Annotated in this window: 16 protein-coding genes; 8 read left to right on the forward strand and 8 right to left on the reverse strand. The window is 41.5% G+C overall.

The window, feature by feature from the left end:
* Positions 1-80 precede the first annotated feature (80 nt).
* Complete coding sequence (locus tag I8U19_RS17535) at positions 81-284, reverse strand: DUF6338 family protein (RefSeq protein ID WP_198056563.1); 204 nt, start codon at positions 282-284, stop codon at positions 81-83.
* Between the two features lie 350 nt (positions 285-634).
* On the opposite strand from I8U19_RS17535, the gene I8U19_RS16610 reads away from it, so the two are divergent.
* Together I8U19_RS16610 and I8U19_RS16615 are read left to right on the forward strand one after the other, a co-directional pair.
* Positions 635-1,249, forward strand: coding sequence for a competence protein CoiA family protein (locus tag I8U19_RS16610; protein WP_198056564.1), 615 nt, complete (start codon positions 635-637; stop codon positions 1,247-1,249).
* A gap of 208 nt (positions 1,250-1,457) precedes the next feature.
* The gene (locus I8U19_RS16615) at positions 1,458-1,634 is read left to right on the forward strand and encodes a hypothetical protein (protein WP_198056565.1); all 177 of its coding nucleotides are present in this window, start codon (positions 1,458-1,460) and stop codon (positions 1,632-1,634) included.
* Positions 1,635-1,832: 198 nt separating this feature from the next.
* Here I8U19_RS16615 and I8U19_RS16620 read toward each other — a convergent pair whose 3' ends face one another.
* From I8U19_RS16620 to I8U19_RS16630, 3 genes are all read right to left on the reverse strand, one after another.
* Positions 1,833-2,750: a DMT family transporter gene (locus I8U19_RS16620; protein WP_198056566.1), complete on the reverse strand. Its 918-nt coding sequence runs from the start codon at positions 2,748-2,750 to the stop codon at positions 1,833-1,835.
* The gene (locus I8U19_RS16625; RefSeq protein ID WP_198056567.1) at positions 2,751-3,920 is read right to left on the reverse strand and encodes an aminotransferase class I/II-fold pyridoxal phosphate-dependent enzyme; all 1,170 of its coding nucleotides are present in this window, start codon (positions 3,918-3,920) and stop codon (positions 2,751-2,753) included.
* Positions 3,921-4,005: 85 nt separating this feature from the next.
* A complete protein-coding gene (locus tag I8U19_RS16630; protein ID WP_198056568.1) occupies positions 4,006-5,064 on the reverse strand; it encodes an iron-containing redox enzyme family protein in 1,059 nt (352 codons plus the stop codon).
* 355 nt (positions 5,065-5,419) lie between these two features.
* On the opposite strand from I8U19_RS16630, the gene I8U19_RS17435 reads away from it, so the two are divergent.
* The 3 genes from I8U19_RS17435 to I8U19_RS16645 are packed head-to-tail and all read left to right on the forward strand — an operon-like array spanning position 5,420 to position 6,611.
* Complete coding sequence (locus I8U19_RS17435) at positions 5,420-5,596, forward strand: winged helix-turn-helix domain-containing protein (protein WP_370589811.1); 177 nt, start codon at positions 5,420-5,422, stop codon at positions 5,594-5,596.
* A gap of 13 nt (positions 5,597-5,609) precedes the next feature.
* Complete coding sequence (locus I8U19_RS16640; RefSeq protein ID WP_198056569.1) at positions 5,610-5,825, forward strand: tautomerase family protein; 216 nt, start codon at positions 5,610-5,612, stop codon at positions 5,823-5,825.
* Between the two features lie 21 nt (positions 5,826-5,846).
* Positions 5,847-6,611, forward strand: a complete 765-nt coding sequence (locus I8U19_RS16645; RefSeq protein WP_033101667.1) for a class I SAM-dependent methyltransferase — start codon at positions 5,847-5,849, stop codon at positions 6,609-6,611.
* Positions 6,612-6,650: 39 nt separating this feature from the next.
* On the opposite strand, the gene I8U19_RS16650 is transcribed toward I8U19_RS16645, so the two are convergent.
* Together I8U19_RS16650 and I8U19_RS16655 are read right to left on the reverse strand one after the other, a co-directional pair.
* A complete protein-coding gene (locus tag I8U19_RS16650; protein ID WP_198056570.1) occupies positions 6,651-7,274 on the reverse strand; it encodes a DUF2238 domain-containing protein in 624 nt (207 codons plus the stop codon).
* A gap of 485 nt (positions 7,275-7,759) precedes the next feature.
* Complete coding sequence (locus I8U19_RS16655; RefSeq protein WP_198056571.1) at positions 7,760-7,951, reverse strand: hypothetical protein; 192 nt, start codon at positions 7,949-7,951, stop codon at positions 7,760-7,762.
* Positions 7,952-8,192: 241 nt separating this feature from the next.
* Here I8U19_RS16655 and I8U19_RS16660 point away from each other — a divergent pair, with 241 nt between their 5' ends.
* The 3 genes from I8U19_RS16660 to I8U19_RS16670 are packed head-to-tail and all read left to right on the forward strand — an operon-like array spanning position 8,193 to position 10,775.
* Positions 8,193-9,173 carry an ABC transporter ATP-binding protein gene (locus I8U19_RS16660; protein WP_198056572.1) on the forward strand — a complete coding sequence of 327 codons (981 nt, stop codon included), beginning with the start codon at positions 8,193-8,195 and terminating at the stop codon, positions 9,171-9,173.
* Between the two features lie 5 nt (positions 9,174-9,178).
* Positions 9,179-10,003 carry an ABC transporter permease gene (locus I8U19_RS16665; protein ID WP_198056573.1) on the forward strand — a complete coding sequence of 275 codons (825 nt, stop codon included), beginning with the start codon at positions 9,179-9,181 and terminating at the stop codon, positions 10,001-10,003.
* The gene (locus I8U19_RS16670) at positions 9,987-10,775 is read left to right on the forward strand and encodes an ABC transporter permease (RefSeq protein WP_198056574.1); all 789 of its coding nucleotides are present in this window, start codon (positions 9,987-9,989) and stop codon (positions 10,773-10,775) included. Before I8U19_RS16665 ends, I8U19_RS16670 begins: the two co-directional genes overlap by 17 nt.
* Before the next feature lie 229 nt (positions 10,776-11,004).
* Here the strand turns inward: I8U19_RS16670 and I8U19_RS16675 are convergent, their stop codons facing one another.
* Together I8U19_RS16675 and I8U19_RS16680 are read right to left on the reverse strand one after the other, a co-directional pair.
* On the reverse strand, positions 11,005-12,774 hold the full coding sequence (locus tag I8U19_RS16675) for a CocE/NonD family hydrolase (protein WP_198056575.1): 1,770 nt from the start codon (positions 12,772-12,774) through the stop codon (positions 11,005-11,007).
* A 100-nt stretch (positions 12,775-12,874) separates the two neighbouring features.
* Positions 12,875-13,699 (reverse strand): MerR family transcriptional regulator, encoded by an 825-nt coding sequence (locus I8U19_RS16680; protein ID WP_198056576.1) that lies wholly within the window; start codon positions 13,697-13,699, stop codon positions 12,875-12,877.
* Positions 13,700-13,930: the final 231 nt, after the last annotated feature.

Here is a 13,930-nt window from a genome sequence, read left to right on the forward strand (position 1 = left end):
GAAGAAATTTGGCGGTATTATTCGAAGGGGATTTATTCGACGGGGAGTGGGTCAATTCTTTTTCGGCGATCCTGGGTCAATTATAGACCGGCGGTAACAATGCCTAAAAACGGATAAATCAGAGCGAGATTAAACACGCTATAAGCAATAATGGCATATATAGTTTTTGCATAGTCCCTTTCTTCTCTGGGAACAAGCATATCGTACACTTTCATCGAAATGAATCCCGGCACAAATAAGATAAAAAATAATGCGATTGATTTAATATCCGGAGTAATATTCACTGAATTCAACTCCTCCTAAAACAGATTCGCATATTCCGTGACAATTATACATTTTTTATCTTTAATGATAGGTTATCAATTTTGTGGTTCACATTATATTAATCTTCACAGCCTTTCAAAGCCGATAGAAATACGGGATATCATCAATATCCATCTTGCTTTTCCCTGATATTTCGAATGTGTCAATCAAAAGTTTGCATTTCAAACCAGTCTACATTCCTTATGTAATAATCCAATGAAAAAATAATCATGTTCCTATATTTTAATATTTCTGATAAATGGTTATAATATTTAAAAAAAGGACAAAAATTTACAAATTACTCAATGGGAAGATCAGGAGGCTGAAACTGATGGTACAAACAAAAATCCGACCCAAATATCGTCGGCAGTACGGAGTTATTCCTTACGGACTCAGTTCAACCGGAAAAATTATTTTGCCAAAAGAAGCGAATCCTCAAGAACCGTACCAATGTCCTGAATGCAAAGGAAAACTGATTCTCAGACTAAGCAAATTAAAAAAACCTTATTTTTCGCATTATCCCGGCGAAAAACGCAAATGCAAATTAAATTATTCCTCAATCGCTTTAGCTAAACATGTTCTTCGCTTCGTATTAGATCAATGGATGAGGGGAAAAGGCGATCCTGTTGAAGTTCAACTGTTCTGCGGGGAGCGTCATGAAATCCCGCGGGATGAAATAAACGAAATTAAATTAAACCAGCGTATTCGTTTCCATCAAAAACGCAGATACCTCTCTCATCTCTCCCTTTTGGACCGTTACGGTCAATCAATCCTCCATATTGAACTTAGAGAAAAAAGCAGAGTGCACCACGTCAAACATCCCTCATGGTTGGAAGTAGCCGCTGAAGAAATTTTGTCCAATCCCTACTTGCTTTCGTCACTCAATCCCTATATGAACACTCCTTACTTTCTGAACCCTGCTCCACAGCAACTTAGCCTTTTTTAGTTCAACCTGGTAATGTTTAAAAAACTACCCACAAGACTCACAACAATTCATTCAGAACTTTTGAAGCGTTCTCTGCTCTTCCGCAGCAAGGACTGTTTAAAGTCCTCTTTGAAGGAGATCATTTCTTTGGATAGAATTAAACGACAGGGAGTTAAACCCCCTGAAGATACAGGGATGGAGGGAGTCTCTCGATCAAGGAGGTTGGGGCATGAAGTACCTGACAGCGATTTTTCTGTTAGCTCTTGGGATCGTTGCCGCAATTGGAACTGCATTTAAATGGCCCGGTTATTTAACTTGGTCCCTGATCATTTTATTCTTCATTTTAGCTGCATACTCTACAAAATTTCTCAACCTGAAGAATAAAGAGATCGATAAATCCGAATAGAATCTAATTTTTAACAGAGATCAATTATTGATAAATGATATGATCGTCACAGGCTACTTTCTTCCATTTTCCCGCGTGAAACTTCTCTTTGACAACATGCTTAAAAAGAGGCGATTAGACGCCTCTTTTCTTCTGACAACAAAAATTTATTCCTCTGTAATTGTTCATTCAGCATATCTCGAATCCCTTGCAAATGTTTTACAAGTATGCATCATCTTTAACTTCCTTCCGTGCAGGCTGGGGTTTTGGTTTTTTAGAAGCCAAGGCGATGCCTGATAATATGAAAATCATCCCGGCTCCCAGTGTAAATGTCCAATCTTCCCCCAACAACAATATTCCCCCAAAAGCAACCAGCAAAGGAGTACCTAACTGAGATACCCCCAGTTGAGTATGGTTAAGTTTAGGAGCCAACCATCCGAATAAGACAAAACCAATTGCCTGAGGCACGATTCCCATATAAACAGCTGCTCCCCAGGATAACGAATTCATATTGTGGTAAGCGTTTGGTTCATAAATAAAGGAAAAAATAAAACAAATGATCGCTCCGATCCCCATGGTTCGGCTACTGGCGATAATATTAGCGATCCAGCCTTCAGGAATTTGATGTTTACACCAAAGTAAATACCCACCCCAGAAAACTCCGCCCAAAATCGCCAAAAATATTCCGGCATTCCACGTGGCATGATTAGTTGGATCGGAAATGAGAAGAAGCCCGCACAAGCTAATTAGTAATGCAAAAAGATGAATTTTGACTTCCTGTCTGTTGGTGACCAGTCCGTAAACAGATGATACTAAACTGGAACAACCAAAAAAGCAAACACCTGCTAACGAGACCGGAGCTGTTTTTAATGCAATTCCTAACAAAATAGCTTGTGCTGCTACAAATAATCCTCCAAATAAATACCGGGAATCCCATTTTAATTGCTCTTTTTTAAAGAATATCTTTGCAAAACCGGCTGTTACCATAGAGGATATTCCATAGCGAATACTCATCAAAGTCATCGGTTCGGCGATCCCCTTGGATACTAATTCTCTGGTAATAATCTTCGCACTGGCCCATGCTGTCAAAATGCATATTAAGAGAAACCAATTCCATCCGCTCATTCTTTGTGCCATTTAAACCCATCCTTGTTTTAAAAGAAAGTGATGAATGAGGTTCATTGCTTTCTTTAATTGTACTTCCGGTTGTACCAAATTAATCCGGACATAACCTTCTCCGTTCTTTCCAAATGCACTTCCCGGTGTCAGCACCACACCTGTATCTTCCATTAACCTGTAACAAAATTCGGTTGAAGAAACAGAAAGGGGGATTTTTGCCCAGATGTACATCGTAGCAGGAGGATTCATTACATCCCAACCGGATTTTTTTAGCTCTTTGATAACAAGGTCTCTTCTAGACTGATAAATTCTTATATGAGAACGATAAAATGAATCCCCTGATTTAAGAGCTTCTTCCGCTGCTTTCTGAATAGGATAAAAAATTCCATAATGAGTATGGGACATGAGTAGAGATAGTGCTTGAATGATTTCCATGTTTCCTACAACATAACCAATTCTGCATCCGGCCATGTGAAACGTTTTAGAAAGGGAATTAAACTCAACCCCAACCTCCTTTGCACCAGGGATATTCAGAAAACTTGTAGCTCGTTCTTGGTCAAATACCAGTTCTGAGTAGGTAAAATCATGAATTACTTTAAAATCAAACTTTTTTGCATAAAATACAACTTCTTCGAAAAAGGAGGGAGGAGCTAACTGAGGAATAGGGTTTCCAGGAAAATTTATGAACAAAAGTTTTGCTTTTTTTAAGATAGATTCGGGAATTTGGTCTAGTCTCGGGAAAAATCCGTTCTCTTCGGTCAAAGGAATATAGTAAACCCTTCCCCCTGCTAATTTTACACTGGTTTCGTAGATCGGGTAGCCAGGATCAGTTACAAGGGCATAATCACCTGGATTTATTATCGACAGTGCCAATTGAAAAAGGCCATCTTGTGTTCCGGGAACCTGTAAAATTTCTTGGTTTGGTTGTAAGTCAACATTATAGCGATCGCTGTAAAATTGAGCTACCGCCGGATTGAAAGCAGGGATAGCATGTAAGGTATACCCATATTTTGAACCGTCTTGTGCCCATGTGCTTAAGGTGGACATGATTCTAGGGTGCGGGGGCAAATCAGGGTTCCCAACACTCAAGTCAATCACTTTCCGCCCTTGCTGTTTAACTTTCTGTTTTCTGTTTGCCAGTTCCGTAAAGATCCCCAAGGACAAACCTTGTAAACGATCAGATTTCATTTCGATCTCCCTTTACATATTACTTAGCGAACTTATAATCAAGCCCACTTTTTTCTATTAAAAGTGGGCTTTGACTTCAGTCTGATCAATTCTTTGTAAAAGTTTGATAGAGCATATTGCAGTAATCCATGGATGTATTCAGACGATAATACGCTCCTTTTATAATCTCTTTCTTAGCTTCAGGGTTTCTTTTAATGACTGGTGCAATAGCGTTTCGCAGCCAACCATCTCCGTGTTTGGCGTCAATGGAAATGTGCAATACATGATACTCCTGAGCCTTTTCACTCAATCCTATTCTTTTATATCCTTTAACCAAATAACTAAACCGTTTGGGAGCCAGCATTTCTACCGCACCTAATGCTCCTAAGGCCCGATATGCATTTTTTCGGTGAATTACGGAATGTAACAGTACATTTCCGCAAGCCAGAGATTCCCATGATGCATCGTTAAATAACGAATTTAATGATTTATCCCCAGTGACCTTTAATTCCTCCAGCAAATGATCAAACATGATAGTATGGACTTTAGACATATCGCCATTGCCCATTTCATCCCAATAGTTTTCTGCAAGTTCCATTTTGACATCATTATCAAGACCAATTTGAGCTAATGCTACAAGGTCATCAAATCGAGAATCAACCGTGATTTCTTGAGAGAAAAAGTAAGCCATTTCTTCAAAACTCGCATTTTTTTCGAGATAATGGAACAATTTATGTTCAGCTACTTCGTGATTGATCAACATTAATTTAAACCAACGTATAAATTCATCAGGATTCTCTGGGTAATCAACTTTTGGTATCCGCTGGTCCTCGAACTCTTCCCAAGCCATTTCCAGCAGTCTCTGGACCTCTAACAATATAGGATTAAATTGATTGTAAACTGGATGTTTACCAGGAGTATAAAGGTGAAGTTCATAAATCCATCCCAAGCTGCGATGAAGCGAGTAAATGGCTTGTGGATTTTTCTTTTTAAAATCCTCTGCCAATTGTCTTGTACGTGAAAGCAGGATTTCTCGATGATCAGGATTGTTAATAAAATATGAGTATAAGTTTTTTTCTACAATCATTTCCTTTACAACTTCATGAAAAGGGGTTGTTTCAGACAACAGCTTTTCCTTCAACCGGGAGTTCATTGTTACTGTCATCATTCACTCTCCTTTCAATTTCTTAAAAAATATTCCCATAATTAAAAGATGTAACCCTATTTTTCCTTACAGTTTATCAAGATTTCTTAATACATTTATTTGCAATTCTATTTATTAATTTTGAATTTGAACAATAAAAATAAATGTGTTATTATTGGTAAATATAAACCAACAGGCGAAAAGGCAGGTGCGGAATCTGGAATTCCTATGGTCAGCAATACCAACTTCAAAATTGCAGTGGGAAATAATTGCTTTCTCGATTTGAATTTTGAGACGCTGATTCGAGACAATATGGTAATAAGCTTATCGCGAACACAGTTTCGTCTTCTTTTTGGTTCAGCACCTTGGAAAACCCGTGAAAAGTGAAGAACTTATTGCTTATGCATGGGGGGAGTTTAGCACATCCAAGTTGTGTGATTTATATGTTTACATCAACCGTTTACGTCAACGAATCGGCGATGATACCGCCAAACCGAAGTTTCTTCTCACTATTAGAAATATAGGTTATATTCTTTATCCGATTTCAGATTAACGGAGGCGATTTTATGCCCATTGTAACTATTAAAATTACTGATGAAGGAGTTACAACTCAGCAGAAAAATCAGCTCATTAAAGGAGCTACCGAGCTTCTTGAAAAAGTCCTCAACAAAAATCCTGCTCATACGTTTGTTCTTATCGAAGAAATTTCTACGGATAACTGGGGAGTATCTGGTGAAAGTGTATCGGTTCGACGGGAACGTCAAAAAAAAATCATAATCTGAGGAAGGGAGAATTTTAACCTTATGAATGAATGGAATGCTACCTTCTATGATGAAAAAGTTTATTTCGTTTCCAAACTAGGTGAAGACCTTATTCAACTACTATCCCCTAAACCCCATGAAACTATTCTTGATTTAGGTTGCGGAACAGGAGATCTTACCAATAAAATTGCCCAAGAAGGGGCTAAAACTCTTGGAATTGATTCATCTCCAGACATGATAAACAAAGCCCGAGAAAAATATCCTCATCTTTCTTTTGAGGTACAAGATGCTTATCAGTTTCAATCCAAGGAAACTTTTGATGCTGTTTTCTCCAATGCAGTGCTTCATTGGATAAAAGAACCAACGAAGGTGATTAAGAATATTTGGTTTAATCTAAAGCCACACGGTCGCTTGGTAGCTGAGTTCGGTGGTAAAGGGAACGTTGAGTCGATTTTTCTGGCAATAAAAGAAACGTTAGAAGAATATCAAATAGACATCGAAAGCCGAAACCCTTGGTATTTTCCTAGTATCGGCGAATATTGCACACTACTTGAAAAAAATGGGTTCCGTGTCCTGAATGCCATTCATTTTGATCGTCCAACCCCATTACCCGGCGGAGAACATGGATTGGATCATTGGCTTGATATGTTTACAGATAGTTTTTTTCAAGGGTTTTCTACTACAGAAAGAAGAGAAATATATCAAAAAATTAAGTATAATCTTCATTCCAAGCTCTATCAAAAAGGAACTTGGGTAGCTGATTATAAGCGGTTACGCATCTTCGCCATAAAGAATAAGGATTACTAGCTTCAAGGCGGCCAAACGGATAGGGCCGCCTTGAAGCTTTCAGATACCGTTCTTCTCCAGCGCTCTGATCTGTTTATCGTGACAATTTCTGAGAAAGAGAAGAAAAATGAGCGCCCCCAAAAAAGCGCTGGCCATATCCCAATGGGTATCCCAGCGATCCCCTTGTTCGCCGAGAAATTTCGATATATTTAACTGACACAGAATAGCGAAGAAAAATTCAAACAACTCATAAGCCGCGCTAAAAGCCAAGCTGATACAAAAGATGACAAAAGATTCCCGATTGCGATCGCGAATCACGCCCTTACGGACCAGATATTCCCGAAACAGCACAGCGATAACCATTCCCTGAAAAAAGTGCCCAAACCGATCGAAATTATTCCTTTTAAGAGACAAAACCTCCTTTATTTCATTAAAATAAGGAACTTCACCGTAGGTATAATGTCCTCCAATCAGCATGATGGTGATTGCGATAAAAACAATGACATATGCAAGTGGCGTTAAGCGAAAACGGCGGTAAGTCACTAACAAGGCCGCTGCCAGCAAGAAAGCTCCGCTCACTTCATAGATCCATAATTTTATATTTAAAGGATTGATGGCTGACCAAATAAAAATCCCCATCCACAGGCTCAGCATCAAGAGACAAAGCTTATCCCGAATCTTCACTTAATCCCTCCTTTAATTATGCAATTGTGTAAAACCTTATCCTCAATCTTATGAACACATCACTTAAATTATACGAATAATAAAAATATTTAATCACTAAAACAAGACAAATGACCAATTATCTTAAGCCATATTCCTGACAGAACGCTTCCTAAGCGATAGCCCCAAAATAAAAAGAGACTGCACGCGGCAACCTCTTGATCGCAAACTCAACAACCGGTATAAGCATGTTCCTTCCCTGATCGGATGAAGATTCAGTCAGAATCCCTTTTCTCTTCGTTGTTCCTTGATTCCACAAAACCGGTCAATGTTTCTTTATTGGCGAATACGCCGAACCAGCCAGTTTTTCTGCGATTCGGCGTATTTGTTGTCTGTCGTTGATATTGATGGATCCTGAAACAACTCAAAACCCTTCCCCGCTTCCTCCCCAATGCATAATTGATTTAATAAAATCAGCCAGGATCACACTTTGATCCGTTTTCGCGTTACACAATCTCTTTTTCTCTGATCAAGCCCCAGTCGGTTCGAAAATTTCGTTGACCGGCATAGAGAAACATATTTTTGATTTGATACGGTTTGCCATTAACAAAAATCGGGTCGCCAATTTTCAAGTATTCTGGAGATTTAGGGGACTTGAATTCAAAATTTAACATCATAAGCGGTTTTCGTTTCGCCATCTATTCATTCCTCCTGTAATTCCTGTTTCGATATAAATAAATTATATTAAAAATAAAAAGGAAATTTCTATACGGATTGTTTAGATTTTTTTAATAAATTTCGTCTAAACTGCAAACTTTCGTTTGTATCCCTTACCTATCGTCCCATGAAGCAAAAGTTAAACTGAAATACTATACATGGCAAAACAAATCATTTAAAATAGTCATAAATTTTTTGATTCCCAAAGGAGAGGAAGACGCCATGACGAAGGCCATCAGGGTTGAAGGACTGTCAAAATCCTTTATTGTCAAACACAAAAAACCGGGTTTGCTTCAATCAATAAAAAATTTGTTCCATCCTTCTCTCTCCGAACAAATCGCTGTCCACCCGCTTGATTTTCAGGTGGAACAAGGAGAAATTCTTGCATTTCTCGGCCCCAATGGTGCAGGAAAATCGACTACGATCAAAATGTTGACCGGAATTTTGCATCCAACCCGCGGAAGCGCCGAAGTACTGGGATTTAATCCCTGGCTGGAACGGCAAAAGCTCGCCTTTCACATCGGCTCTGTTTTCGGACAAAAATCGCAACTGTGGTACCATTTGCCACCATTTGACACCTTTGAACTGATGAGCCGGATCTATGAACTTCCCCGTGGCGATTATCGAAAACGGCGGGATCAGTTGATTGAACGGTTTGATTTGGTCGATATCCCCGTTCGCAAACTGTCACTTGGTCAACGGATGCGCTGTGAAATTGCCGCCACTTTGCTGCATCGCCCCAAGATCGTTTTTCTGGATGAACCGACCATCGGCCTCGACGTGGTTGTTAAACAAAAAATCCGTGATCTGATCAAAGAGATAAACCAGGAAGAAGGGACAACTCTGTTTATTACCTCCCATGATGCAGGCGATATTGAACAACTTTGCAAGCGGGCGATCGTGATCAATCACGGCCAAATCATCCTTGATGACACTGTTTCCAATTTGAAGCGGCATTTTTTGAAGCACAAGACCATTCACTTGAAATTGCAGGAAGCACCAACCCATTTCCATCTTTCCGGAGTGGTATTGGTCAAGCAAAAAGGAACCGGCCTTCGCCTCTCTGTAGACACTTCTCAAACTTCCATCGAACAAGTACTCTCCCATATCATCCAAAATCATCGGCTGGCCGACGTTACCATTGAAGATCCTTCGATGGAGGAAATCATTACCCATATCTATGAAAAGCGGGAAGGAGGGTGAATGAAATGGAGACAGTTATAAGCAGATTGCGCTTTCGCAAAAAAATGCAAAAATATGGTGCCGTCGGTTCGATCACGGTCCGCAATAACTTTGCCTACCTCCGCTCTTTCTTCATTCGCTCCTGGTTTTTGCTGGTCATTCTGTTCATTTTCGTTCAACTCTGGCGAATCACTTACCAGGGTGAAGGCTCCCCGGTCATCTCAGGATACACTTACGAACAAATGATCTGGTATCTCATATTTGCCGAATCGATCATTTTGTCATCGCCACGCCTGTCCGTCAAAATTGAAGAAGAAGTGATCAAAGGGGATGTGGGTTATCAGCTCACCCGCCCGATGAGCTATCTCCTTTACCATTACTTCTCCTATATGGGGGAAGCGTACGTCCGTCTCGGCATTAATCTGTCCCTCGGCAGCGCCCTTGGAATCACTTTGTTCGGGTGGCCGCACTTTGGTTTTGGTTGGCTCGGATTTTTGCTGATCTCCGTCGGTTCCTTTACAGTTAACTATCTCATGACCATGATACTGTCCCTCTGCTCCTTCTGGGTGGAAGAGACACGGGGCCTCGTCTTCGTATACAATAAAATCCTTTTTATAATCGGCGGCCTTATGCTTCCGCTGGAAATATTCCCCGGTTATCTGCAAACCATTTGCCATTGGCTGCCTTTCCAAACCATTACCTATTTCGCGGCAAATACAGGCGTGCACTTTGAATGGCTCACACTGGGAAAAAGAGTTTTGATCCAGACAGCCTGGATTCTCCTTCTCTCATTCTTGCTGCACCGGGTCTACGAGAAAGGGGTGCGAAAGCTTCATGTCAACGGCGGCTAAATACGCCCGATTTGTCCTTGCATGCTGGAAGCTCAACCTCGCTGGCGCCATGGAATTCCGTTTGAGTTTCTTCATGACGGCGGGCATGATGATCCTTAACAATGCTGTTTGGCTTTTCTTTTGGCAGATCTATTTCCATCGCTTTCATCTGGTCAACGGCTGGCAAGTATCGGATGTCATGATGTTATGGGCTGTCACTGCGGGCGGTTTCGGACTCGCCAACGCTTTTTTCGGGAATGCGGAAAACATCGGAAATCTCATCATAACCGGTCAGCTGGATACCTACCTGGTTCAACCCAAACCCGTCCTGCTGCATGTCCTGATCTCCCGCATGTCCGTTTCCGCTCTGGGCGACTTCATCTTTTCCCTGATCGTCTTTCTCTTCTTCGGCCAACACACTTGGATCGGGATTGTCAAATTTGCGGGGGCCCTGCTGCTTTCCATGTTGATCTTTGTCTTCTTTTCTGTCTATATCCAATCGCTCGCTTTTTATGTCGGCAATGTTGAAGGACTGGTCGGCCAAGAGTTGATCGTCACTTTTGCCACCTATCCGACGGACATTTTCCGCGGACTGACAAAAGTTCTCCTTTTTACAGTCCTTCCTGCCGGATTCATCTCTTACCTTCCGCTCGGCTTGCTTCGGGAAGTGCAACCGTTGTTTTTTGGTGCTGCACTCGGGGTCACCGCGCTCCTTGTTTGCGGTGGCACTGCCCTCTTTTATCATGGGCTTAAACGTTATGGTTCCGGAAATATGATGGGAATGCGTAAGTAGGGATGATGAAAAGAACCGACTCATAATCCTGAGTTGGTTCTTTTCCATGGAGAGATCGGTGTTTTCTCTAAAGGGATCTGAATGTTATTTTTAGCATGAATTTAATTTGTTTTCATTCCTGTTTTCGCATTTGTTATTTTTCTATTTGCATTGCAAACTTGTTTATGTTTTTAACTGTTTTGCAGATAAAACCCTCAGTACCAGATCATTTAACAGTACGATCAATACATTATCTTCTTGGTATGATCGGCAGAATAATGGAAGAAGGATGTTCTGCATCATGAAAGATGGTTTGCCGGGCGATCACCACATCCTCAGCCTGATCCTCACCGAAATTTTTGCCGGTATTGGGATTTCGGTCCCACCGCGGAAAATTACTGCTCGTTATATCCAAGCGAATACGATGTCCTTTTTTGAATAGATTGCTTGTTGACCATAAATCGATTTCATACAAGTAAGCTTTTCCCGGCTCGATCAAGCTTGGTGCCTCTCCTTTAGCAGCATTCCGATAACGGGCACGTATAATTCCATCGGTCAGATTTTGTGCATATCCGTCGGGATGAACATCCACCAATCGCGCGACAAAGTCTGTATCTGAGGCACTTGAGCTTGCCCACAGTTTCACTTTAACCGGACCTGTAACCTCTATGTCTTCTTCCAATACAGGAGTTGTATAAACCAATACATCATCGCGTGATTCAATCTCTCTTTGATCAAATGCACCGCTGCCGAAATCGGGTGGCATCATGATGGATCCGCCTTTCGTTATGACCGGATTCAAGGGATCATATGTATAATGATCGGCTGCCTTTTGACCAGGCATGATTGTACTGAGAACTCCATCACCTTGAAGGGTATTCGCATGCCCTTGGCTGTGCAAGTAGTACGGGGTATAAATTGTCCGGGCAAGCGGCCATTCATACTCATCGCGCCAAACATTCTCGCCCATCACAAATAATTTGACAGGTGCTTCACCGATAATACCGTTGTCCTTTCCTTTCAAGAAATGATCAAACCATCGCAATTGGAGTCCGACCAAATCCACGACAGAGGAATTGGCAGCCAATCCAAAATTTATGTCACCAGCTTGATGACTGTGATCCAAATGCATCCATGGACCGATGACCAATTTGCTCTGCCGGGCTTCCGGACTGCCTCCTTTGTTGCGCATTTGCAAAAAGTTTTCAATGGTTCCCTGCAAGAATATATCGTACCAGCCTGCAATGTTAAGTGCAGGAACCGTGATCTTGTCATATTTCCCCTTCAACGATAATGCATCCACATAAGCTTGATCCATGCCGCGCTCAAAATGTTCAAGAATTAGGGGAGCCACTTTATTACGGGCAAAAGGCGCAAAATTTTTCAATGGCAGTGCTTTAATCGCCTTTTTTAGTTGATCAATATCTGAAATTAACTGCGCCAAAGCAGCAGCCCGTTCTTGCTCATCCGAATAAAGTCTTGTGAGTGTGTCCAGATACATTCCCAATTGCCAATAGGCCAAAAAACCGAGTTCCAGCGCTCCTCCCCGGTACATTAATCCGTCAAAGGGATCGCTCCAGGAAAAAGAAGGGGTTGCTGCTTTGAGTTCCTGTGGATTTTGCAGCATGCCTGCCCACTGAACGAATGCGGAATAAGATTCACCAAACAAACCGACTTCACCACTGCTATAAGGAAGCGTGCTTGCCCACCGGATGGTCTCATATGTATCAGAAGCTTCATGTCTGCTCGTCGAAATAAGCTCCCATTCTCCTTCGGAAGCGAATCTTCCCCTTGTATCTTGAACGATGACCACATATCCCTGCCGGACTGCACGAGAAATATCATATAATCCAAAAGAAACAGGGGGATTATCTTTATTATAAGGATGGCGATGGAGCAAAACGGGCCATTTTCCTTCCTGATTGGGCCGATAAATATTAGCGCGCAACACGATCCCATCTCTCATTTCAACAGGAACATTAAATTCTGCAATCATCTGCTTTTCCAAAGAATCCGACATATCAAACACTCCTTGTTCCACGATGATTAAAGTTTTTTGAATAGCAGGCGGCACAGAAGCAACCAAAAAAGGTCATCATCAGCACCTGTTATCATCCGGTTCATCGCATGAAACCCGCTCCCAAAATGGGCATCTGACTCTCTGTCACATATTGCAATTTGTTACTTTCTTGAGGTGATAAATAAACTTCCCTGCTTGGCATTTCCGGGCTGATCCGGTAGCCATTCTTCTCAATCCAAGATCCCAGATCGATGCTTACCGGCGTATCCACATCCGGACGGATTATATGGGTAACCGACGCAACGGTCAATTCCGGCAATTCCACCGTCCGAAAACGGGCAGTGTCCTGAAGCTTGCGCGGAATTGGACAAGCTATTTCCAAATCGATGTTACTTTCACATTCCGAACAACCATACCACATCACTATATGGGTTACAGGAATCGGTATCCCATTCCATTTTAAATATTCATCGATTTCTTCGAATAACCCGGGAATACTTGCTCTGCTTGTGGTCTCTTTAAGCGTTGCAACCAATAAGGGCTCAACCTTCTTAACCACAACCTCATAATGAGAAAGCCCGTCACTTTGCCGTTCAATTTGTTCCAATCTCACCTCTATACGTCTTAAACGCTCCATTTCCGACTGAATCAGCGAGTGCAGTTCCGCCTGCTTAAGTCGAAGCATTCCTCGAATTTCCACAGTAGATACTTTATCATTGAGAAGCTGTTTGATTTGTTCAAGCGTAAAACCAAGGTCCTTAAACGCAAGAATCCGATGCAGATCAAGAAGCTGTTCGCTGTTGTAGTAACGGTAACCGCTTTGTGGATCAGTATAGGCAGGCTTCAGAAGTTCAATTTGATCATAAAACCGTAATGTTTTGGCAGGCACTTGGCTTAACTTTGAGAATTCGCTGATTTTAAACATGGGATCACTCCTTCTGCACTCGAATTATAAACCTTCCATACAAGGGGAAAGTCAAGCGATAAAATGTCATAGAGCCTGCCCAAATTCAAAACAGCAGAAAAATTCCCTCGCTCCGATTTATAATCTCGGCAAGTGTTACCGCCGGTCTATAATTGACCCAGGATCGCCGAAAAAGAATTGACCCACTCCCCGTCGAATAAATCCCCTTCGAATAATACCGCCAAATTTCTT

Source organism: Thermoactinomyces sp. CICC 10523 (genome assembly GCF_016055105.1).
Classification (GTDB): Bacteria; Bacillota; Bacilli; order Thermoactinomycetales; family Thermoactinomycetaceae; genus Thermoactinomyces_A; species Thermoactinomyces_A daqus.